The 1,925-nt window shown below is 36.4% G+C and carries 2 protein-coding genes and 1 pseudogene; 1 reads left to right on the top strand and 2 read right to left on the bottom strand.

Features of this window, described 5'->3' with window-relative positions:
* Positions 1-27 precede the first annotated feature (27 nt).
* Both FTV43_RS15245 and FTV43_RS15240 read right to left on the bottom strand, forming a co-directional pair.
* Positions 28-1,155: a hypothetical protein gene (locus tag FTV43_RS15245; RefSeq protein ID WP_179995816.1), complete on the bottom strand. Its 1,128-nt coding sequence runs from the start codon at positions 1,153-1,155 to the stop codon at positions 28-30.
* Positions 1,155-1,508 carry a hypothetical protein gene (locus FTV43_RS15240; RefSeq protein ID WP_000897084.1) on the bottom strand — a complete coding sequence of 118 codons (354 nt, stop codon included), beginning with the start codon at positions 1,506-1,508 and terminating at the stop codon, positions 1,155-1,157. Before FTV43_RS15240 ends, FTV43_RS15245 begins: the two co-directional genes overlap by 1 nt.
* A gap of 90 nt (positions 1,509-1,598) precedes the next feature.
* Between FTV43_RS15240 and FTV43_RS15235 the strand changes: the two are divergent.
* A pseudogene (locus FTV43_RS15235) lies at positions 1,599-1,925 on the top strand (hypothetical protein); the annotation flags it as partial.

Raw genomic sequence — 1,925 nt, 5'->3', positions numbered from 1 at the left:
AAGACTAAGATAGAATTAAAATAATGCTTAAATCTTTCCATCATTACTGTCCTTGCCAACTACAAAGTCCGCTTTACTATTGCCCCATCCTGCAATAATTGCGAGTTCCTTCTCTAAAAATGATCGCCCTGTGTCACTTAACATTAAGGTATGATATTTTTCTGCTGCCTTCTGAATCCACTCCATACGGCTATCATAATCTTGAACTTTGGTATGCGCTAAAGGTTCGCTATAGACAGATTCAGGTAATTTGTCGAGTACATCTTTATGACGTCCTTCATATTTCCCATGTCTAGGCTTAACAGCATCAACACTATAATCACTAGAAAGGACTAAAGTACTATCGGGAAGTTTGGTATAGCTTTGTAAAGTTGCCTGTGCTTGTACCATCCAGTCCTTCCAAACCAATTCTTGTAAAATATTACGTTGTTCCTGTACTGCAATTGCCAGTAAATGTTTCATAAGATCGTCTTGTGCATCTTTAAAATTATCTCTCCTTGGTTTTCCTTTTCTTTTAAAAATGCCTTCTATCTTGGGAAGCATCCCAAAAGCCTGAGTAATTTCAGTTGTACTCTGCAAATGCTTAATGATGGGTAAACAACTCGACCAAGGAATATTTAACACTTCTTCCTTAATATGGGTGAACTTAGATACATCACGTTGAGTTCGACATTGATTAAAAGATTGCGAAGACATACTCCAAGCATAATGCCAAGGTGCAATATCCATAAATAACCATAAATTCCCTTTCGCAAAAGAGTGTACTGGATTGCGAACAAGTGGCGTCAAGACAAAAGGGGAAATAATGGGAATCCATTTATACCCCCAAGCCGTTAAGCCATGTTTAAACACTGCTGCAACAGTTTTTGAAGCAAATGCACCTAAGCCCATCCAATAATAACGGCCTTTTAATTGCTGACTTCCATGATTTTCTTGTTCAAGATAAATTTTGGCATAAACTGAGGCAATTCTTCTGGCTCTTGCTTCATATCCTGGTTCGAGTTTATAGAGATTCTTTTTGGCATCTTTTAAGTTAGACAGACGGATCATCGCTATTTGTTGTTGTACTTCCCAAAAAGTTAAGCAATCACACTGTGCTGTTTTACAGCTATTCTCTGTTGTATTTGTATTACTTTCCCAATCTAAATTACCCACTAATCATCTCCTTCACTCGGTTCAGCTTCTAGCTTCATCCAATTTAAATCGAGCTTTAAGCTTTCTTCTTGTAAGGAATTTATTCGTTTAGATCGGCCTTTATTATCTGCTATGGCCATAAACTCATCGGATGCATTTGAAATTTTATAATCAGCATTTTTAAAGGGCTCACCAGAGGGCAATAACATTTGAAATTTCTCATTATAGGCCTCATAAGTTGGCAAGCCTTTGATATTTACACCAACTTCTGTACCGCTTTTAAAAAGGTGCTGACCTGCCTTAGCCTCAAACTTTGCAGGCGTAATGAATGTAATTCCATTCTTATTAATGATGACTTGAGAACCACCTGCCATAGGTTTACCTATCTTCTTTAATCATTTAAAAATTAATCTTATATTTAGCTTAAAATAAATCTCTAATAGTTCAATTTTTTTCACCAAAGTATGACTTTTATCATAGCCATTCAATTGAATGATAGCATCATTGTTGCTGCAGACAATAAAGAAGTCACACTCAAAGAAGGTGAAACAAAGCAGTTAATAGATAACTTAACGTCAAAAATCCATCCTTGGTACAAGGGAATTATTACGGGAACAGGTGAAAGCTATGTGCTCAATCGTTGCATAACCTTATTTCAGCAAATAGCTCAATCAGAGTTAAAAGCTTTGCCCTATTGTCTAGAACTTTCACGGAAAGTGAGAGAACATGAAATCGGTGGTGATCATTTTCAAGTACAAAATACCAAGTTACTTTGCTCTAGTTATAGTGCC

The sequence above is a fragment of the Acinetobacter sp. YH16053 genome (genome assembly GCF_013417035.1).
GTDB classification, from domain to species: Bacteria; Pseudomonadota; Gammaproteobacteria; order Pseudomonadales; family Moraxellaceae; genus Acinetobacter; species Acinetobacter towneri.
The sequence above is the reverse complement of the archived record's forward strand: the minus strand, read 5'-3'. Positions and strand labels throughout refer to the sequence as shown.

What these genes read in the sequence shown, in the direction of transcription:
- FTV43_RS15240 (WP_000897084.1), bottom strand. Translation starts at nt 1,508, where the DNA reads ATGGCAGGTGGTTCTCAAGTCATCATTAATAAGAATGGAATTACATTC.